At 59.7% G+C, this 19,782-nt stretch carries 18 protein-coding genes; 9 read left to right on the forward strand and 9 right to left on the reverse strand.

Translation table 11 applies throughout. From position 1 onward, the window contains the following. The first annotated feature begins 124 nt into the window (after positions 1–124). From B0E33_RS07225 to B0E33_RS07255, 7 genes are all read left to right on the forward strand, one after another. Entirely contained in the window at positions 125–838 is a 714-nt protein-coding gene (locus B0E33_RS07225) for a GntR family transcriptional regulator (RefSeq protein WP_208984407.1), read from the forward strand. 104 nt (positions 839–942) lie between these two features. Continuing rightward, the gene (locus B0E33_RS07230) at positions 943–2,397 is read left to right on the forward strand and encodes a glutamine synthetase family protein (RefSeq protein WP_023002191.1); all 1,455 of its coding nucleotides are present in this window, start codon (positions 943–945) and stop codon (positions 2,395–2,397) included. Positions 2,398–2,428: 31 nt separating this feature from the next. Further along, positions 2,429–3,823 carry an aspartate aminotransferase family protein gene (locus B0E33_RS07235; RefSeq protein ID WP_023002192.1) on the forward strand — a complete coding sequence of 465 codons (1,395 nt, stop codon included), beginning with the start codon at positions 2,429–2,431 and terminating at the stop codon, positions 3,821–3,823. A 184-nt stretch (positions 3,824–4,007) separates the two neighbouring features. Next, on the forward strand, positions 4,008–4,991 hold the full coding sequence (mbfA, locus tag B0E33_RS07240; RefSeq protein ID WP_077290808.1) for an iron exporter MbfA: 984 nt from the start codon (positions 4,008–4,010) through the stop codon (positions 4,989–4,991). A gap of 167 nt (positions 4,992–5,158) precedes the next feature. Then, on the forward strand, positions 5,159–5,551 hold the full coding sequence (locus tag B0E33_RS07245; RefSeq protein ID WP_023002194.1) for a YciI family protein: 393 nt from the start codon (positions 5,159–5,161) through the stop codon (positions 5,549–5,551). Next, positions 5,520–6,764, forward strand: a complete 1,245-nt coding sequence (locus tag B0E33_RS07250) for an RNA polymerase sigma factor (RefSeq protein ID WP_077290809.1) — start codon at positions 5,520–5,522, stop codon at positions 6,762–6,764. The genes B0E33_RS07245 and B0E33_RS07250 overlap by 32 nt, the downstream gene beginning before the upstream one ends. 141 nt (positions 6,765–6,905) lie before the next feature. Continuing rightward, positions 6,906–7,289, forward strand: a complete 384-nt coding sequence (locus B0E33_RS07255) for a VOC family protein (RefSeq protein WP_031269808.1) — start codon at positions 6,906–6,908, stop codon at positions 7,287–7,289. Positions 7,290–7,501: 212 nt separating this feature from the next. On the opposite strand, the gene B0E33_RS07260 is transcribed toward B0E33_RS07255, so the two are convergent. After that, positions 7,502–8,296, reverse strand: coding sequence for a MipA/OmpV family protein (locus tag B0E33_RS07260; protein WP_167579504.1), 795 nt, complete (start codon positions 8,294–8,296; stop codon positions 7,502–7,504). Between the two features lie 94 nt (positions 8,297–8,390). On the opposite strand from B0E33_RS07260, the gene B0E33_RS07265 reads away from it, so the two are divergent. Next, on the forward strand, positions 8,391–9,017 hold the full coding sequence (locus B0E33_RS07265) for a TetR/AcrR family transcriptional regulator (protein ID WP_077290811.1): 627 nt from the start codon (positions 8,391–8,393) through the stop codon (positions 9,015–9,017). A gap of 20 nt (positions 9,018–9,037) precedes the next feature. On the opposite strand, the gene B0E33_RS07270 is transcribed toward B0E33_RS07265, so the two are convergent. The 7 genes from B0E33_RS07270 to cysG form a co-directional block, all read right to left on the reverse strand. Next, positions 9,038–10,465 carry a GGDEF domain-containing protein gene (locus tag B0E33_RS07270; protein WP_167579505.1) on the reverse strand — a complete coding sequence of 476 codons (1,428 nt, stop codon included), beginning with the start codon at positions 10,463–10,465 and terminating at the stop codon, positions 9,038–9,040. Positions 10,466–10,764: 299 nt separating this feature from the next. Further along, positions 10,765–11,538: an enoyl-ACP reductase FabI gene (locus B0E33_RS07275; RefSeq protein WP_023002200.1), complete on the reverse strand. Its 774-nt coding sequence runs from the start codon at positions 11,536–11,538 to the stop codon at positions 10,765–10,767. 472 nt (positions 11,539–12,010) lie between these two features. Continuing rightward, positions 12,011–12,544 (reverse strand): DUF934 domain-containing protein, encoded by a 534-nt coding sequence (locus tag B0E33_RS07280; RefSeq protein ID WP_077290814.1) that lies wholly within the window; start codon positions 12,542–12,544, stop codon positions 12,011–12,013. Positions 12,545–12,578: 34 nt separating this feature from the next. Beyond that, positions 12,579–13,340 carry a phosphoadenylyl-sulfate reductase gene (locus tag B0E33_RS07285; RefSeq protein ID WP_023002202.1) on the reverse strand — a complete coding sequence of 254 codons (762 nt, stop codon included), beginning with the start codon at positions 13,338–13,340 and terminating at the stop codon, positions 12,579–12,581. Beyond that, positions 13,327–14,985: a nitrite/sulfite reductase gene (locus B0E33_RS07290; RefSeq protein ID WP_077290815.1), complete on the reverse strand. Its 1,659-nt coding sequence runs from the start codon at positions 14,983–14,985 to the stop codon at positions 13,327–13,329. Before B0E33_RS07290 ends, B0E33_RS07285 begins: the two co-directional genes overlap by 14 nt. A gap of 62 nt (positions 14,986–15,047) precedes the next feature. After that, positions 15,048–15,347 carry a DUF2849 domain-containing protein gene (locus B0E33_RS07295; RefSeq protein WP_023002204.1) on the reverse strand — a complete coding sequence of 100 codons (300 nt, stop codon included), beginning with the start codon at positions 15,345–15,347 and terminating at the stop codon, positions 15,048–15,050. Between the two features lie 21 nt (positions 15,348–15,368). Beyond that, positions 15,369–16,832 (reverse strand): siroheme synthase CysG, encoded by a 1,464-nt coding sequence (gene cysG, locus B0E33_RS07300; RefSeq protein WP_077290816.1) that lies wholly within the window; start codon positions 16,830–16,832, stop codon positions 15,369–15,371. Between the two features lie 361 nt (positions 16,833–17,193). Here cysG and B0E33_RS07305 point away from each other — a divergent pair, with 361 nt between their 5' ends. After that, positions 17,194–18,288 (forward strand): hypothetical protein, encoded by a 1,095-nt coding sequence (locus B0E33_RS07305; protein ID WP_077290817.1) that lies wholly within the window; start codon positions 17,194–17,196, stop codon positions 18,286–18,288. A gap of 151 nt (positions 18,289–18,439) precedes the next feature. Here B0E33_RS07305 and B0E33_RS07310 read toward each other — a convergent pair whose 3' ends face one another. Continuing rightward, positions 18,440–19,606 (reverse strand): acetyl-CoA acetyltransferase, encoded by a 1,167-nt coding sequence (locus B0E33_RS07310; protein ID WP_077290818.1) that lies wholly within the window; start codon positions 19,604–19,606, stop codon positions 18,440–18,442. Positions 19,607–19,782: the final 176 nt, after the last annotated feature.

Genomic DNA, 19,782 nt, shown 5'->3' on the forward strand with positions numbered 1-19,782 from the left:
TCCGCACTCCTGCGGCGGCCGGCAGCTTTTGTTTGCGTCCTTTTCAAAAATGTGATCACTTTCGGAAAACGCTGTCAAGCGGGATCGCATAAATTGACCGTTTGACTTTTTCGGGAGGACGTCTTTGGCCCTTCGGCAATCCGCTTTGCAATCCGGCCCCGTGAAGGAGGCCAGCGGCCCCTCCACGTCCCGTGGTGCAACCCGTGGGCAGGTCGACAACGCCGTCCGGTCCGGGCTGCTTACAGGCCGTTTCATACCTGGAAAAGCCGTGACAATCCGGGGGCTTGCCGCAGAACTTGGCGTCAGCCCGATGCCAGTGCGCGAAGTGTTGCAACGGCTTGCGGCAGAAAACGCTCTCGAGGTGAAACCGAACGGCCGGGTACAGATACCGGACATGACCCCGGCCCGCTTCGACGAGGTGCTGAAAGCAAGACTTCTTCTGGAACCGGAACTGGCCGAATTGGCCCTGCCGCACCTGACATCCAAGGATGCAAAGGACCTTCAATCGATCGATGACGACATCGACGAGCGGCTCACAAGTGGCGATGCAGAAGCCTACATGCGGCTCAACCACGCCTTTCACTTCCGCATTTACAGGGCGTCCGGATCCAAGGTTCTGCTGCCGCTGATCGACAGTCTCTGGCTGCAGTTCGCGCCATTCATGCGTACGGTTTACGGACGGGTCGGCACTGCCAGTCTTGAGGACCGTCACAAGGAAGCCATCCGCGCGATCGAAGATCAGGACGGCGCTGCACTGCGGGCTGCGATCGCGGCCGATATTGCCGACGGCATGGGGCTTCTCGGCAAGGAAATCCTGTCAAATGCATCAGGCGGTTGATCCTTTTTGAAAGCCATGTCATTTTGTGATCACAAAATGATTTCTCCGACCCGGGACAGCCCCATGCAGACAGGCACTTGATAACGCCCCTGTTTGCCGTCCAAATGGCCTTCCCTGCCCCGGCCAAAGTGCCAAAACCATTGGAGCTTCTTGTGACTGCTGAAACGCCTGCCAGCGAAAGCGAAAATCCGATCGACAGCCTGCGCGGCGTTCCCGATGTCGATGCGGCCCGTGACTGGCTCAACGCGCGCAACATCCAGGACATCGAATGCATCGTTCCGGACCTTGCCGGTGTTGCCCGCGGCAAGATGATGCCGACTGGCAAGTTTTTCTCCGGCCCGGTGATGACGATGCCTGCTTCGATCTTCGCGCAGACGATCTCGGGCGATTATCCGGACGACGACGACTGGTTTCAGCACAACCCCATCGACGGCGATCTCTATTTCAAGCCCGACTACAGCACCCTTACCACCGTGCCCTGGGAAAGCGACCCGACCGCGCAGCTGATCCACGACGCTGTCACCCGGCAGGGTGCACCGGTCGAGACCGCCCCGCGCAATGTCTTGAAGCGTGTTCTCAAACTCTACGAGGACAAGGGCTGGGAGCCTGTCGTGGCGCCGGAAATCGAGTTTTACCTCGTCCGTCCGAACACGGATCCTGACTATCCGCTTGAGCCGCCGCGGGGCCGGTCCGGCCGTCCGGAAGTCGGCCGGCAGTCCTATTCGATTTCCGCGCTGAACGAATTCGACGACCTGATCGACGACATCTACGACCTGTCGGAACAACAGGGCCTCGAGATCGACACCATGATCCACGAGGAAGGCGCAGCGCAGATGGAAATCAACCTGCGCCATGGCCAACCGCTGGCCCTGGCCGACCAGGTGTTCCTGTTCAAGCGCACCATCCGAGAGGCCGCGCTTCGTCACGAAATGTATGCCACCTTCATGTCGAAGCCGATGTCGAACCAGCCCGGTTCGGCGATGCATATTCACCAGTCGGTGGTCGACAAGGAAACCGGCCTCAACATCTTCGCGGATGAAAACGGCGAGGAAACACAGGCGTTCCTTTCGTTTATCGCCGGTCACCAGCGGTTCCTTCCGCGGGTCACCTGCATCATGGCGCCTTTCGTCAATTCCTATCGCCGGTTCTCCAAGACCTCGACGGCACCAGTGAATGTCTACTGGGGCTACGACAACCGCACGGTGGGTTTGCGTGTGCCTTATTCCAACGCCCAGGCACGTCGTCTGGAAAACCGGGTACCGGGGTCCGACGTCAACCCGTATCTCGCGATCGCCGCAAGCCTTGCCTGCGGGTACCTGGGAATGGTCCACGGGCTCAAGCCGGATTCGCCGAAATCCGACGACTGCTCGGAACGGTCCAAGTCCCTGCCGCGAGGTCTGCCAGAGGCGCTGGCCAAGTTCGAAAAATCCGACGAGATGATCGAGGTGTTCGGCGAACAGTTCGTCGCCACCTACCGCGCGATCAAATACGAGGAATTTGAAACCTTCATGTCCGTGATCAGCCCCTGGGAGCGGGAATACCTGCTGCTCAACGTCTGATCCCGTCTGTCACTATCCGGAGCGTTCGCCAATGACGGCCCATTCCAACATCTATCCGACCAAGGCCCTTCAGGAGCTCGATGCCGCCCATCACTGGCATCCTTTTTCCGACATGAAGTCGCTGAACCAGGAAGGCAGCCGGGTGATCACCCATGCCGACGGTATCTGGCTGACGGATTCGGAAGGCAACCGGATCCTCGACGGCATGGCCGGTCTGTGGTGCGTGCAGGTTGGCCATGGCCGCAAGGAGATTGCGGATGCGGTCTACAAGCAGATGAACGAGCTGTCCTATTACAACACGTTCTTCAAGACGACCCATCCGCCCGCAATTGCCTTGTCTGAAAAGCTGGCGAAACTGGCACCCGATCACATCAACAGGGTGTTCTACTGTTCGTCCGGGTCCGAGGCCAACGACACCGTGTTCCGCATGGTCCGCACCTATTGGGACAAGATGGGCAAGCCGGACAAGAAGGTGATCATCGGCCGCTGGAACGGCTATCACGGCTCGACGCTCGCGGGCACCAGCCTCGGCGGCATGAAGGGCATGCACCAGCAGGGCGGCCTTCCGGTTCCGGGCGTGCATCACATCGACCAGCCCTACTGGTTCGGTGAAGGCCATGAAATGAGCCCGGAAGAGTTCGGCGTCTTTGCCGCGCGCAAACTGGAAGAAGCCATTGACGAGATCGGCGAGGACAAGGTTGCGGCCTTTATCGCCGAGCCGATCCAGGGCGCCGGTGGTGTCATCATTCCGCCGGAAACCTATTGGCCGGAAATCCGCCGTATCCTCGACGAACGGGATATCCTCTTCGTTTCCGACGAGGTCATCTGCGGCTTCGGCCGTCTCGGCGAATGGTTCGGTTCGACCCACTACGGCATGAAGCCGGACCTGATGCCGATCGCCAAGGGCCTGACTTCCGGCTATCTGCCGATGGGCGGTGTCATGGTGTCCGATCGCGTGGCCGAAGGCCTGATGCTTTCGGGTGAAGAGTTCTACCACGGCTACACCTATTCCGGTCACCCGGCCTGCGCCGCGGCTGCACTCGCCAACCTGGAAATCATCGAACGCGAAGGCCTGGTCGAGCGCGTCAAGACCGATATCGGTCCCTATCTCAAGGAACGCTGGCTGAAGCTGGGCGATCACCCTCTGATCGGCGAAGCCCGCATGACCGGCCTTGTCGGTGCACTGGAACTGGTGCCGGACAAGAAAAATCCGCATCGACCGTTCAAGGACGTCGGCACGGCCGGCACCATCTGCCGCGACATTTCCTTCGGCAACGGCATGGTCATGCGCGCAGTGCGCGACAGCCTGATCATTTCGCCGCCGCTGGTCCTGACCCACGAGGAGGCAGATATTCTGGTGAAGACCGCCGAGAAAACCCTCGACGAGACCTATCAGGTCCTGAAGCGTGACGGCTGGATAGGCTGACACCGACAGCCGAACCGGTTGCGGGGACGATGAAACATGCGTCATCTTGGCATCGGTTCGGCTTCTCTTAATTTGCTAACATCCGAATATAACCTGATCGGTGATCGAACCGGCTCGGGGCCGGCGTGCTGCCTGCCTGAAGGCGGTCCACCTGCAAAATGGTAATCCTGGGTGAGAGGCATTGATGTTCGGACGTGTTTTCAGACTGGGAAAGCGGGATTTCTCATCCCTTTCCGAACAGGAAATCCTGGCGCTTGCGATTTCCTCCGAGGAGGACGATGCCCGCATCTACAAGGCCTATGCCGATGGTCTGCGTGACCAGTATCCGCAATCGGCCAAGGTCTTCGACGACATGGCCGCAGAGGAAAACCAGCACCGGCGGAGACTGATCGAACAGCACCGGGCGCGGTTCGGCGAAACGATCCCTCTCATACGCCGGGAACATGTGCGCGGCTATTACGACCGCAAGCCCGACTGGCTGGTGCGCCCCCTCGGGCTGGAGAAAGTCCGTGCCATGGCCGAGGAAATGGAGGCGCAGGCCTATCGCTTCTACACCGAAGCTGCCAAGCGCACTTCGGACGCAGGAACCCGCAAGCTACTGGGCGATCTTGCGGTTGCCGAGAAAGGCCACGAGAGTCTCGCCCAGCGCCTTGGAGCCAAACACACGCCCGACGACGTGCAGGAACAGGAGCGCGAGACCGAACGTCGGCAATTCATCCTGACCTACGTCCAACCGGGCCTTGCCGGTTTGATGGACGGCTCGGTATCAACGCTGGCTCCGATCTTTGCCGCCGCCTTCGCGACGCAGGACACCTGGCAGACCTTCCTGGTCGGCCTGTCGGCCTCCGTCGGGGCGGGCATTTCCATGGGCTTTACGGAAGCGGCCCACGACGACGGCGTGCTCTCGGGACGCGGATCACCACTGAAGCGCGGCCTCGCCTCGGGCATCATGACCGCCCTCGGCGGTCTTGGTCACGCCCTGCCCTATCTCATTCCCGAATTCTGGACAGCGACAACTGTCGCCGCATTCATCGTTTTCATCGAATTGTGGGCGATTGCCTGGATCCAGAACCGCTACATGGAAACACCGTTTCTGCGGGCAGCCTTCCAGGTTGTCCTCGGTGGTTCGCTGGTCTTTGCGGCAGGCGTTCTCATCGGCAACGCCTAGAAGATCACACGGACTGAAGTTGCCCGGCTTAACGGCCGGCAACTCTCCCTTTCGGCCAGGCCATGTCCTGATCGCAGGCAAGTTTTCACTTTTTTTCGGTCGGCTGTCGGATAAGCTCGCGCCTGCACGTTCCTTGGGTATCAATCCAAGCAACCGGAGGGACCCACATGCTTTTTTCCGTTTTGATTTACGCCAGCGAAGATTTCATTGATGCTCTGCCACCGGAAGAGCTTGCCACCGTTTATCAGAAACACGGCGCCTTTCACGAACACACCAAGACAAACAACTCTTTCGCCGTTGCAACCAAGTTGATGTCGACGGGAACGTCGGTCACGATCAACAAGGACAAGGACGACTTTATTGTCACCGACGGGCCTTTTGCCGAAACGAAAGAGCAGTTCATGGGCTTTTACGTGATCGACTGCCCGACACTGGAGGACGCCATCGAGGCGGTGAAGATCCTGCCGCTGGATCATGGTCGCATAGAAATTCGTCCGGTGGAATTCTTCGAGGGAGCCGATTTCAAGAATGCCGAGCGCCTGGTTATCAGCGCATCTTAGGGCTGCCCGCCCGCGCGTCCTGGCAGCGCTAAACCGCGTCTTCGGCGACATTGACCTTGCCGAGGATGCTTTTCAGGACGCCTCGTTGAAAGCGCTCAAGGTGTGGTCACCCGACCGGATGCCGGCGGATCCGGTTGCCTGGCTGATCATAGCCGGACGCAATGCCGGCATCGATACGCTGCGGAAACGGAAAAAGGAAACCCTCACCGCACCGGATGATCTCGAGCCTCTTCCCGAAGGCCCGCACCCGGAAGACGAACTGACCCAATCGCTGGATCATGCCGTCTACCGGGATGACATCCTGCGCCTACTATTTACCTGCTGCCACCCGGTGCTGCGCCGGGACCAGCAGATTGCCCTTTCCCTGAAAATTGTCGCTGGTCTTGCTGTGGAGGAGATCGCCCGTGCATTCCTGGTACAGGCCAAGACCATGGAACAGCGCATCACGCGCGCCAAGAAACGGCTGCAGGCGGCCAAACTGAGCTATGAGGAACCGGACAGAACGGCCCGAGCCGAGCGACTTTCCGCCGTAGCCAATGCCATCTATCTGATCTTCAACGAAGGCTATGCGGCTTCACAGGGTGAAGAACTGATCCGCGAGCCCCTGTGTGAGGAAGCGATCCGCCTGGCCCGCCTGATCGTTCGGCTGTTTCCCGAAGAACCGGAACTGCGCGGCTTGCTGGCCCTTTGCCTGATCCAGCATTCCCGCCGCAAGGCCCGGCTGAGCCGGAGCGGCGCTGCCGTAACGCTGGAAGACCAGGACCGTTCGCTTTGGGACCGGAAACTGATCGCCGAAGGCAACATTCTGCTTGAGGCCGCCTTGCGCAAGGCGCGGCCCGGCCCCTTTCAGATCGAGGCAGCCATTGCCTCGACCCACACCCAGGCTGCAACCTACGCAACCACCGACTGGGTCGAGATCGACCGGCTCTACCGTGCCCTGGAACATATCCGGCCTTCACCGGTTGTGGCGCTCAACCGCGCCGTGGTCCAGGCAAAGCTGAACGGTGCGCAGGCCGGCTTGTGCCGCCTGGAGAAACTGGCTGGCTCTCTGGAGCGCTACCCGAACTTTCACGTTGTCCGCGCTACCTTTCTGGAAGAACTGGGCCTGGCTGAAGAGGCTCAGGCCGCTTACCGCAAAGCGCTGGAATTTGCGGGAACCGATGTCGATCGCGATCATATCCGCCGGAAAATGAAGGTTTCTGGCGGACCATAGGCCTGCTTCGAGCCTCGTCTTGCTCAGATCCGATCAGAAAAAAATATTTTTTGGTCCCCCTGTCGGGTCTGCCTGTCGCCCGCCGTCCTCTGATCACCTGGCACTGCCAGGCAATTGTTTTCAACACAGAGGATGAAAGACATGAGCACTCCGTCGCAAACACATGGCGCGTTCAGCTGGATGGAACTTCATTGCGCTGACGGTGCCAAGGCGCAGGCCTTCTACTCCGACCTGCTCGGCTGGGGCACAAAAACCGTGGATGTGGGCGTAGGCCCCTACACCATGATCATGAACAATGAAAACATGATCGGCGGCTTCCCATCCATGGAAACTGAAAGTCCCCGTTGGCTGCCGTATGTGACTGTCGACAGTGTCGATGCGCGTGTCGAAAAGGCCCGTGCGCTTGGCGCAACGATTGCAATGGAACCAATGAGCATTCCAAACGTCGGCCGCATGGCAACGATTGTCGACCCGCTCGGAGGCGTGATCGCGATGATCACATACGAAGAGCCGACAGACGCGTGATTGCGTCTGCCACTTGAACCTTCAGCAGCCCCGGCCTTGTGCCGGGGCACGCCTGGTGGAATGCGGCCAGCGATAACCTTTCAAAAATTCTGGCTGACGGAGCCACTGATGCAACGGATGACGTTCTGGCGCTGGTGCGCTTCGTGGTTTTTCCGGGAAAGGTTCCGGCACAGTTTGACCGCGTCAGAGCAGCTTTCCGTGCAGACCGCCGATCAGAACTTGTACCAGAGAAACAGACCGCCATGGCCGTTGAGCGCCTCTCCCCGGTCTTCAACGATCGGGCTATCAGCCATGCCGCCGAGAAGTACCGACCCGCCGACGAGGCCACCAACGCCCCAGTTTTCGGTTACGGCAAATCTTGACGAAACATCCACGCTCACGTCCCTGAAGCCTGCGTCGGCCTTGTATTCCTTGAGACCGCTTGCGGCCGCGCCTTTTGCGGTCACGGAATAGTAGGCGTCAGCATAGGTGCCGTCGACAAAGGTCGTGGAGACATCAAGGCCGAAAGCCAGACGCTGGGTCGCGTTGATTTCGTAACCCAGGCTGAATGTGGCCGTTGTGCCGCTGTCGCCGATGACGTCATGGGCAATCTCGACACTGGCACCAAGTGAATCGCGATCAAGCAGCAATCCGGCGTAACCACCACCTGCCGTGGCACCAACCCAGAGCTCCTCGTCAACATCGGGAAGCTTGTCGACAACATTGTCGGACACATCCTTGCGGCCCGTGCCGTAGCCAATAAGCGGTCCGGCGTAAAAGCTGTCGAAAGGCAGCACGTTGGCGGTCGCCGTCAAACCGTTGAACTTGACGAAATAAGGCCCCTTTTGCACAGACGCGATGATGCCGGGAACGAAACCGTAGTCCTTGGAGCCCAGATATTCCGGACCGAAGAAGGGACCAGCGCCAACCAGTACGCTCCAGTCCTTCTGTTCCTCCCCCATGGCAGGACATGCGACAAGCGCGAGACTTGCAAGGACGGTAGTCCGCACATAACACTTAGACGACATAAGACAACCCTTCTGCATTGCGACCCCAGCAATGTTGCCACTGTCTATATGCGGAATTTTCAGCCGTCAACGAAAATGTTGACAGTGTCTACTTATGGAGGAAAAAGGCCTGAGCGACCCGAAATATCACCACGGCAATCTGAAAGAGGCCCTGATCCAGGCAGGGCTGGACATTCTGCGCGAAGATGGACTTGAGGCCCTGTCGCTGCGGGCGTGCGCCGCCCGTGCCGGCGTTTCCCATGGAGCGCCGAAGAACCACTTTGCCAATCTTGCCGTCCTGCAGGCAGCCATCGCGACGGAAGGCTTCCGGCAGTTTGCGGGCACGATGCGCCGGCATATGGCGGATGCGTCCAACGACGCCCGTGAACAGATACTCGCAAGCGCCCGCGGTTACATCGCCTTCGTTGAAGAGAACCCGCATCTGTTCCGGCTGATGTTCTCCATGGAACGACAGATCGACATCTATCCGGAGCTTCAGCCGGCCAGCCGCGAAGCCTATGCGGTTCTAAGGGAGGTCTCCGAAGGACTTTCACCGGAGAACTGCGAGAACCCCGTTCACCGGACTTCCGTTGAAACCATGCTGTGGGCGTTCATTCACGGGTATGCCAATCTGAAGGCAAATCGGCAGTTCTACACGGCCAATGCGGAATCCGGACGTGACCCGGCGCTGGAGGAAATCTTCCCGCAATTGCTTTACCTGACCAGAAACAAGGAAGTCTGACGGCCGCCTGTCCGAAAACCCTATGCCGCTCCGCAATGCTCCACGCGGTTCCGGCCGCGTTCCTTCGCCTGGTAGCAAAGCCGGTCTGCTTCGGCCAACAGGGCATCAAGACAGGCTGCCTTGTCGTGTTCGACAGCGACGACGCCGAGGCTTGCCGTCACGCGAACCAGTTTTCCGTCTCCTGCGGCAACCGGCTCACTGCAGACGCTTTGCCGAATTTTCTCGGCTTCCGCGACTGCGTCCATGATCTGGCTGTTCGGAATCATGATGGCGAATTCCTCGCCGCCCATACGCCCCAGAAGACTGCCTGGCCGCAACGTGCCTTGCACACGCCGCACGAAGCTGACCAGTACGGTATCACCGGCGGCGTGTCCGTAGGTGTCGTTGACCGACTTGAAATGATCGAGGTCGACCATCAGCAGGGCAAAGCCGTTCATGCCAAGGGAGAGACTGCGGGAGACCTCCTCGCGGAAAGCGTTGCGGTTGAGCACGTCGGTCAGTTGGTCGTGCGTGGCAAGATATTGCAGACGGACCAACAATGCATTCCGGCTCTGAGTGACGCAGGACAACATGATAGGCGCCAGAGCAACAAGGGAAATGCCGAGCCGGATGGAAATGAGCGTCATCACGTCGAGTTGCAGGGAGCTGCTGTCGCCAAGCCCGTTTGACAGGATGACGAGACCCCACACGCCAATGCACAGCGTCAGTATCGCTGTCGGAAAGACCGGATAGACGACACCACACCACAAGAGCGCCGGAACCGGAAACGCAATGGCGCCAGGTCCTCCGACGACTGCTCCAGCAATACAGGAGATCAGTAGCAGGATCAGCGGTGCGCGTTTTTCCTGCCTCAACCGGGCCAGCAGACCGGAAAAGTCCGGCAACGTTCCTTCCAGCTTCGGTGCCGACAGGATAACCGGCAGAAAGGAGATGTAGTTGACCAACTCAGTCGTCGACCAGAATATCCAGCCGGGAATGACGCCCCCGCCGAAGAGGATCGGATTTGCGATGCCCCCGACAACCCCTGCCAGGGAAGCGGCGATAGCCGAAGCCACCGCGAGATGGAGAAGGGCCAAGGGTTGTTGCAGCCGAACGGAGGAAGCAGGCAAGTACTTGTAGACCTGATACCCGGCAGCCACCCCAACCATGTTGGCCGCATTCAGCAGCACGGCCTTTTCGAGCGTCGCTCCTGTCAGAAGATCCGCTGCCAGATAGCCTACGGCAGCAGCAACCCAACTCTGCCAACAAGCCGACTTTGGCACACGGACCAGCAGTCCAAGGAGGATTGCGTTGGCCGGCCAGACTGCCGCCAGGAACCCGGTCGGCCGGGTAAGAATGCCGAAGATGCAAGCCAGGAACACCACCAGACCCAGCAAGAACGGTACGCGCATTTCAGGCCTTGCGACCCGGTCCAGGACACCACCCTTTCCGTATAAATTTGCGACCAATTTTCTCTCCATCTGCGACAGCTCGAATTAAGATAATTCAGGCATTCGCCGTCGGACGTTCCGCAATTTCCCGAAGTGCGCCCTTGGTTTCGGAAGGTTTCGGCAACCGAATCCGTTGATCCCTCTGAGGCATGGTGAGGGTGTTTATCTAACGAACCAATAAAAACACAAGCACAAAGTATGCATTAACTTCCGGAGCACGGATGTTTTGCATTAAGTTCACGTGGAGCGTTGACTTGGATTAGGCTGAACGACGTGCGGCATCACGAAAAGACCACGACGCCGAACCAGCCACCGGCTTAGAGAACCGTGTGCCGCAGACCGCCGTTGACTTGCAGGATCTCACCCGTCATTCCGCCGGAAAGATCACTGAGCAAATAGGCAGCAGCTCCGGCAACTTCCTCTGCAGTGACACCGCGGCGCAGGAACGACTGCCGCGAGAGAACTTCATGAACCTTGCGGAAGTCGGGCAGGACGCGCGATGACGTGGTCGGGACCGCGCCGGCGGAAACACCGTTCACACGGACATTCTCATGGCCAAGTTCCGCCGCAAGCGCCCGCACGGAGTGTTCCAGGGCAGCCTTTGCGACACCCAGGACCTCGTAGCCGGGCACCACCCGCTCACCGCCCAGGAAGGTCAGGGCAACAACGGATCTGAGGTTCGGGTTGCGACGCTGCACCTCCCGCACCAGGGCTATGAAGGCATAGCAGCTGGTGCTGATCGTCTTCAGAAAGTTCTCTTCGCTCGTCCCCAGCAGACCGTTCTGTCCGGCTTCGCCGATGTCGGTCTTGGCCAGGCAGAACACCATGCCGGTCAGGTCGGTCAGATCGTCAATCGCGTCGATGGACTGCGGATAATCCAGGAAGCGGATGTCGTGATGCGGCGTTTTGGCAGACAGCTTTTCCGGCCGACGCGACGTCAGCACGGTTTCCCAACCGTTCTGATACATGTGCTCGCCGATTGCCAGGCCGAGCGATCGCTTTGAACTGACCCCGACCACAAGCACCTTGTTGGTCTTTACTGCGGGCTTCCTCAGATCGAAGAGCGTTTCGAGGGTGCGAGTGACGGCCATTGAGCGACATTCCTGCTGAGGACCGGAACCGGCCTGCGGTATTGGATTTCGGGAAACAATTGGCAATGCCCCGGTATCCCCGTTTCGACGCCACATTGCCTCGTGCGCCAGTGCCGGTTCGCCGGCAAATCACTTTGCCGCCAGACCATATGACGTATAATAAGTCAGTCTTGTGACAATGCGATTCACAGCCTGTAACCGGATGTTTCAATCCACTGACGAACTGCATTCCGGTTGCTGACACAAACTGGACGGGCAAAACGCTTGCCGTGGTTCGGTTTCACCTTTTCCTTCGACAGCAAATGACCTTGGGCAAGCACCTGTAGTCTTCGGCGATGCCGACGGCCTCTTGCAAGGATCGCCGATCGCAAACAAATAGGGACCCCGCCTTGCGAGGTCCCCTGAAACGCTCGTTCGAATTTTGTGCGGCCGGCCTATGACCATTGTCGCAAGACGGGCAGGCCGGTTCCGCTTACTCCGCGGCGACCGCCAGATCCCGGTGGGAGCGGCGCGCCCACGGGCGTGTTCCTTCCGGGATTTCATCAACCGTGCCGACCGGCTGCAGATATTTGGTCACTTCGGGCCATTCACCGGCCTTCAGAGCTTTCAGCACTTCCGGCTTGGAAATCTCGAACGTCGACACACCGCAGCGGCGTGCCAGCGGCACCTGGTCGAGAATGTATTTCCCGAGCGCGCGGATATCACCCTTGTAGCCGATCTGCTCACGCAGGATGCGGGCTGCGGAAAAGCCGCGACCATCGGAAAAGCTCGGAAAGTCGACGGCAACCAGTGCCAGCCGGTCGAGATAATTTTCGATCAGCTCGACATCGTCACCAGCCTCGACGATGACCGCGGTTTTGCCCTCGCGTGCCAGATATGCATCCGGGTCGATGAGAAACACGGTCATCGGTACAAGTGCATCGCCTTCGACTGCAGTGCCGGTTTCGGCATCTGTCCGCGCCCAGCTTTCCTCGACGAAATCGCCGTCCTTGAAAATCGTTGCCATTCTTTGCGTCCTCAAAATCCTCTATCGGCAGCGGTCAGATACCGCTGCCGTCAACTTCCTTGCCATGGGTCGGCCAGTGAATGCCGCATTCCGTCTTGTCCTGGCCACGCCAACGTCCAGCCCGGGGGTCTTCGCCGGGGGCAACCTTGCTGGTGCAGGGCAGGCAGCCAATCGAGGGGTAGCCTTGCGCCACCAGCGGATGCGGCGGCAGATCATGGGTCTTGGCATAATCCAGAATTTCGGCAGCCGTCCAGTCCGCCAGCGGATTGACCTTCACCCGGCCTTCGTCGATTTCGAAGAACTCCAGGCTGGAGCGACTTGCGCTCTGGAACCGCTTGCGGCCGGAAATCCAGGCTTCGAACCCGTTCAAGGCCTCGGCCAGCGGCACCACCTTGCGAATATGGCAGCAGGCGTCGGTATCGCTCATCCAGAGCATGCCCGCGGGATCTTCCCTGGAGAGATCATCCTTGTTCGGCTTCTGGGTGCGGACATCGGTCAGGCCGAGCTTCTCGATCAGCTCATCACGATAGAGCAGCGTGGCCGGAAACAGTTTGACCGTGTCGACGAAAACGACCGGCGTCGACGGGTCGATCTGGGCAACCATATGCAGGAGCACTGCGGAATCGGCCCCGAAGCTGGAGACCATGGCAATGCCACCGGCGAACTGGTGGCGGATGGCCGCCCTCAGGACGTCGTCCGCGGTTGCATCCTCGAACTGGGCGTTGAGTGCGGCGACTTCCGCCTGCAAGCCCAGCTCCGGATCAACACCTAGGCTGAATGTCTCATGCAGCGCCATAAAGGGCCTCCTTGAAGGGATCCTCCCCAACCCGGCGATAGGCTTCCAGGAAGGTCTCTTCTTTGCCGTTCCGCAGGCCGAGATAGGTATCGACCAGCTTCTCGATGGCATCGACCACTTCTTCAGACGAGAAGCCGCGGCCGACGATTTCACCAATGGACGCGTTTTCGTTGGCGGAGCCACCAAGCGTCACCTGATAGAATTCCTCGCCCTTCTTCTCCAGGCCGAGAATGCCGATGTGGCCGACATGGTGGTGACCACAGGCGTTGATGCAGCCGGAGATCTTGATCTTCAGCTCACCGATCTCGGCCTGCCGTTCCGCAGCACCGAAGCGTTCGGAGATCCGCTGCGCAACCGGAATGGAGCGGGCGGTTGCCAGGGCGCAATAGTCCATGCCCGGGCAGGCGATGATGTCGGTGATCAGACCGGCATTGCCTTCCGCGATACGCGCGGCCACCAACTCGTCGAACAGCGCCGGCAGGTCGTCCAGCTTCACATGCGGCAGGATCACGTTCTGCTCGTGGCTGATGCGGATCTCGTCATGACCGTATTTCTCGGCAAGGTTCGCGATCACATCCATCTGCTCATCCGACGCATCACCCGGGATGCCGCCGATCGGCTTCATGGACAATGTGACGGACGTATAGCCAGGGACCCGGTGCGGGTTGAGGTTATGCGCCGTGAACTGGGCAAAGGCTGCATCCGCCGCCTTGCGTGTTTCAACGGCAGCCGAGGTCGCATTGCCCACTTCCAGCGGAGGCGGAGCAAAATAAGCTTCGATGCGGCGCACTTCCTCGTCCGGCAGGCGCAGGACCCCGAAGCGGATCTTTTCGAATTCGGCCTCGATATCCGCCTTCAGTTCGTCCAGACCGGTTTCATGGACCAGGATCTTGATGCGGGCCTTGTACTTGTTGTCGCGGCGGCCGTAGCGGTTATAGACGCGCAGGATCGCTTCCGAGTAGGCAAGCAGATCTTCCTCGGGAAGGAAGTCGCGCACCTTGCGGCCGATCATCGGCGTACGGCCAAGTCCGCCACCAACGAAGACCACGAACCCGATCTCACCGGCATCGTTGCGTGCGAGCTGCAGACCGATATCGTGAACCTGGACGGCAGCACGGTCGTTCGGTGCGCCTGTGATGGCGATCTTGAACTTGCGCGGCAGGAACGAGAATTCCGGATGCAGCGATGACCACTGGCGCAGGATTTCCGCATAGGGGCGCGGGTCGGCGATCTCGTCGGCGGCAGCACCGGCGAAGTGATCCGCGGTCACGTTTCGAATGCAGTTGCCCGACGTCTGGATGGCATGCATCTCGACTTCTGCCAGCTCTTCCAGGATCTTCGGCGTATCTTCCAGTTTCGGCCAATTGAACTGGATGTTCTGGCGCGTGGTGAAGTGGCCGTAGCTCTGGTCGTACGTGCGGGCGATATGGGCAAGCTTGCGCATCTGCTGGCCGTTGAGCGTGCCATAGGGAATGGCAACGCGCAGCATGTAGGCATGGAGCTGCAGGTAGAGACCGTTCATCAGGCGCAGCGGCTTGAACTCGTCCTCGGAAAGTTCGCCAGCCAGACGGCGGCGGACCTGGTCCTTGAACTGCTCGGTACGCTGGTTCACGAAGCTCGCGTCAAATTCGTCGTAACGGTACATGTCTCAATCTCTCCTCAGCGGGCGCTGCCATGGAAGGCGCTGCCCTGCCCTTCATTGTTGTTTCAGGCGGAAACCGCCTGGGCCTGCTTGCCCAGTTCCGGGTGGGTGGTCGGGCCGGTTGCCCGGATCTTTTCGCGCAGGCGCACCGGTACGATGACGCCCTCTTCCACGGTCACGTCCATCTCGTAGACACCAACGACTTTCTGGTTCTTCTCGGCTTCAAGACCTTCGGCCAAGGCTGCCGCGACCGCTTCCTTGCCGTCATAAACCTTAGCCAGCGTAATGCGCTCGACCCAGGAACCGTTTTCCGCGAGCCAGACAACATCGCCGTTCAAAAGGCGGTTGGCGGTGATGACTTTCATGTGCGTCCACTCTCTTCAAGTTCAGGCGGCTACAACCCGGGCGGCGAGCTGCGGCGCCAGGGGTTCGGCCTTGTCCATTGCGGCATGGCCCACGGCCTCGCCGATCACGATCAGAACCGGTCCGTCGATCACCGCGCGGTTCGACAGCACCGCGAGTTCGGACAGGGTTCCGGCAAATTGGCGTTCGTCCGGGTGTGCCGCATTCTCGATCACGGCAACCGGTGTTTCAGGTTTCAGGCCTGCGCCGATCATCTTCTCGGCAACGGCAGCTGCCACGGTCCGGCCCATGTAGACGGCCACCGTCGCGCCCTTGAGTGCCAGCCCAGCCCAATCCGGCAGGGTTTCGGACTTGGCATTGTGGCCGGTAGCGAAAACCAGGTTGGAGGCGACACCGCGCAACGTGAGCGGGATCTGGGCTGACGCTGCCGCGGCGAAGGCTGCCGTGACGCCTGGAACAATTTCAAAGCCGATACCACCTTCGCGAAGCGCTTCCATTTCTTCCGCCGCACGGCCAAAGATCATCGGATCTCCAGCTTTCAGACGCACGACTTTCAAGCCCTTGCGGCCAAGCTCGACCAGGAGCTCGGAAATTTCGGACTGCGGCACGGAATGAGCGCCCTTGCGCTTGCCCACTGAAATGCGCTCCGCATCGCGGCGGCCCATGGCAACGACATTTGCCGGCACCAGCGCATCGTGAACGATGACGTCGGCTTCCTGCAGCAGGCGCTGCGCGCGCAGGGTCAACAGGTCTTCCGCGCCCGGCCCGGCACCGACAAGCCAGACAAAACCGGGCTCGTCCGCCATCGAATTCAACAACCGCTGTGCCTCGGAACGGGCGACATCAGCCTTGCCTGCATAGAGATTGGTTGCGACCGAACCGGAGAAGAAGCGCGCCCAGAAACTGCGGCGCAGCCCCCCGTCGCGGATCACCTTGGTTGCGGCATCGCGGAAACTTTCGGCAAGACGCGCCAGCTCGCCGGTCGAACGCGGCAGCATGGCTTCAATGCGCGCGCGGATGTGGCGCGACAGGACAGGACCGACACCGGTCGAGGTTATCGCAACGGCGATCGGTGCGCGATTGACCAGGGCACCGGTGTAGAAATCGCACAGTTCCGGCTTGTCGACCGCATTGACTGGAACGCCCTGCGCCCGTGCCGCATCGACAACAGCCTTGTCGAGGTCCCAGTCTTCGCGTGCGGAAAAGACCAGAGCGGCGTCCTTCAGATGACCAGGCTGGAAATCCTCGGCAAGATGCTCGGTCTCGAAGAGGTCAATAGCCTCCTGCAGATCCGGTTCGACAATTTTGCAAACGACGACGATCCGGGCGTTGGTTTCCCCCAGGAGACGAACCTTTGCAGCAGCTTCACCGCCGTGCCCGACAACGAGCACACGCCGGCCGGCAACCTTCATGAAGGCCGGAAACACGTCGAGCCGGTCTTCCGGCTTTTTCAGTGTTTTCAGAGTGTCGCCACCACGGCTAGTCATCGTCAGGGTCTCCAGTCCCAGTTTGATGGGTCTAATGTAATCGGCAGCCCTTGCCTGCGCCGGGCACCGGATTTCAAAGCTGGAAACAGAAGCGGAATAGTTTTTTGCAATCCTCTGATTTGGCCAATTTCAATTCCCGGCAGCCGGTCAGAGTGATTTTTGCGAGGAAAAATTTCCAACGGGCCTGGTCCGGTTGAAAGAGTTTTCCTCCTGTTAAAACGGGCAGTGAACGCCCCGTTCAGCCCTCACTTGCAACGGCGTTCAGCCTTCCGGGGAAGCGTGCGTCTTTCTTGATGCCGCAGCGGAATTCGCTTAGCTTTTCCAGATGGCTGGCACTCGGCCGGAATGGCATCAAGGGGGTATGATGCGCCTTGTTCACTCATTGGTTGCCGCGGGACTACTGCTCCTCGGCAGCCTCGGCATCGGTCATGCGGCCGTTGTCGACAAATTTCGTATCGGCAGCTGGAATGGCAGCGCTTTCACGGACGACCAGAACGGCGCCTTCTCGACCTGTGTTGCATCGGCTGACTATCGCAGCGGCATCACGCTGTATGTTCAGGTCGACACGAATTACAACTGGGCCATCGGCTTTTCGGCACCTCACTGGAACATGAAGGTCGGCGCGGATATTGCGCTTCAGTATCGCATCGACCGGGGCGCGTGGCAGAGTGGCGTTGCCAAGGCAACATCGAAGGATCTGGCGCGCATGCAAATGCCGAGAGGTGGCTACATCATCACCCGGTTCCGCCGGGGCCGAACGCTCTACGTTCGAGATGGCACCTACAATTACGAATTCCGCCTGACAGGCACCTCTCGCCTGATGGCACGTCTTGCCAAATGCGTGGAGCAGAACATCGCACGGTACGGTGCGGCACCCGTTGCCGGCGCTCCAGGCGCCAACTCTCAAGGCGGCCTCGGACATTCCGCCCCGACCAAGGACGAAGCGGCGGCATCCAGTTCGGCGACCGACCCGCAACTTGCCATCGAAGCGACCCAGGCCCTGTTCAACCTGATGGGCAGCGCTGGCCTGTCCGGACTAAAACTTATTCCCGACGGCCAGCGCGAAGAAGATCTGAACGGCCTTCATGCTGTTGCCACCAACGACGCACGCACGATTGTGGCGCATATTTTTCCGGCAGGCAGCTACCAATCGGAAGAAGAACTGATGTCGCTTATTGTTGCCGACAGCCAGAAGAAATGTGCGGAAGGCAAATTCACCTCAGGTTCCGAACGGATCAACGAGAACGGCAAACCGATCTATACAAGTTACGCCAACTGCGAGACGGGCGACTTCCAGTTGATCGAGCGGGTCGCCATCGCAAAGCGCAACGCAGGCGGGGTCTTCATTTACGGCGTGGCGGATACTTACGTCGGCGAAGGCGGCGGCGCACCGGTTTCTCCGCCTGAACTGACGGATCCGGATTTCTACTCGGCAATCGCAAACGCTGCGGAGTAAGTCTAAACGGACAACCTATCGCCCGATCCAGCCCGGCCAACGATTTTTGCGAATATGTCATCGCGTAAGAAAATGCCTGATCTCGCGAACAAAAAAGAGGGCGATTTCCCGCCCTCTTCCAAAACATTTTCAGACGCAGATTGCCTGCCGATTACTTCATCGCCTGCATCACGGACACGAAGTTGGCCACCGCGGCACCACCCATGTTGAAGATGCCGCCGATCTCGGCGTTCTTGACCTGGATTTCGCCGGCAGTGCCTGTCAGCTGCATGGCAGTGAGCACGTGCATGGAGACACCCGTGGCGCCAATCGGATGGCCCTTGGCCTTCAGACCACCGGACGGGTTCACCGGCAGCTTGCCGCCCATTTCCGTCCAGCCTTCCAGCACGGCGCGAGCGCCCTCGCCTTCCCTGGTGAGGCCCATGGCTTCATATTCGATCAGCTCGGCAATGGTGAAACAGTCGTGGGTCTCGACGAAAGACAGATCGTCCAGCGCCAGATTGGCATCGCCGAGTGCCTGACCCCAGGCCTTGTAACAGCCTTCGAACTTCAGGATGTCGCGCTTCGACATCGGCAGGAAATCCTGCACATGGGCAAGAGCGCGGAAGGCAACCGCCTTCTTCATGCCGAGAGCCGTTGCAGGATCGGTCAGGACGAGTGCGGCGGCACCGTCGGACACCAGCGAACAGTCGGTGCGCTTCAGCGGACCGGCGACAAAGGGGTTCTTTTCCGATTCCGCACGGCAGAAGTCGAAACCGAGGTCCTTGCGCATCTGGGCGTAGGGGTTGCCGACACCGTTCTTGTGGTTCTTCGATGCAATCTTGGCCAGGGCATCGGACTGGTCGCCGTACTTCTGGAAGTACGCGTCGGCGATCTTGCCGAAGACGCCGGCGAAGCCTGCCGGGATATCGCCTTCTTCCTTCAAATAGGAGGCCTTGAGCAGGTTCTTGCCGATTTCCGGGCCGGGCGTCGTGGTCATCTGCTCGACACCGACGACCAGCACGAAGCGGGCGTCGCCCGAAGCAATGGCGCGCACGCCCTGATGCACGGCGGCAGAGCCGGTGGCGCAGGCGTTTTCGACACGGGTTGCCGGTTTGAAACGCAGCGCCGGATCGGCCTGCAGCACCAGCGAAGCGGTGAAGTCCTGTGCCGAGAAACCGGCATTGAAATGACCGAGCAGGATCTCGTCGACATCTCCCGGCTCGATACCCGCGTCCTTGATGGCATCGACCGCCACCTTGACGATCATGCTTTCAACCGTCTCTTCCGAATGCTTGCCGAAGGGCATGTGTGCCCAACCCACCATGGCTGCCGTCATGACACTTCCTCCAGGTTTTTCGCCCGTAAGATGAAACCCGATTTCCGCCGGATCTCTTGTCCGTGCGGGGGGCTCCATCTTACGTAAGTTCTGTGTGCGGGGACAGTTCCAGCTTCCATGTTGCTTTGCAAGAAGAAACTGACCTAAACGTCATAACAATATTTTTCCATGTTTTA

The organism is Roseibium algicola, assembly GCF_001999245.1.
Taxonomy (GTDB): Bacteria; Pseudomonadota; Alphaproteobacteria; order Rhizobiales; family Stappiaceae; genus Roseibium; species Roseibium algicola.